This window comes from Mesorhizobium sp. M7A.F.Ca.CA.002.04.1.1 (genome assembly GCF_004022805.1).
Taxonomy (GTDB): Bacteria; Pseudomonadota; Alphaproteobacteria; order Rhizobiales; family Rhizobiaceae; genus Mesorhizobium; species Mesorhizobium ciceri.
In genome coordinates this window covers 1-440 of record NZ_RZPL01001325.1, presented here as the reverse complement: position 1 = coordinate 440, position 440 = coordinate 1, and the positions used below count along the sequence as shown (strand labels likewise).

Genomic DNA, 440 nt, shown 5'->3' with positions numbered 1-440 from the left:
ATCCATGTGCTTGCGGTAGCTGCCGTCCTTCAGCAACGTCAGCACCAGTTCGGCCGCGAGCCGCCCGCCGCCGAAGGTCGTGGCGATTTTGAGGTCGGTCAGGGGCTCGATCCAGTCGCGCGGTGCGGCGATGAAGCCGCAGCGAACCGATGCCGACAGCGTCTTGGAGAAGCTGCCGATATGGACAACGCGGTTGAGGCCATCGAACGCCGCCAGCCTGGGGGCGGGCGCATGTTCGAAATCGGCGAAGATGTCGTCCTCGACGATGGTCAATTGCGATTGGTCGGCGAGTTTCAGCAGCCGGTGCGCGGTGACTGGCGACAGCACCGCGCCGGTCGGATTGTGGATGCCGGAATTGGTGATGTAGAGGCGTGGCCGATGCTCGGCCAACGCCTGCGCGAACAGATCGATATCCGGCCCCGACGGCGTGTAGGGAACGC

1 protein-coding gene is annotated in these 440 nt (G+C 64.8%); it reads right to left on the bottom strand.

The features are described 5' to 3' along the window. A partial coding sequence (locus ENZ75_RS34025) for a PLP-dependent aminotransferase family protein (RefSeq protein WP_164888293.1) occupies positions 1–440 on the bottom strand: 440 nt, incomplete at both ends.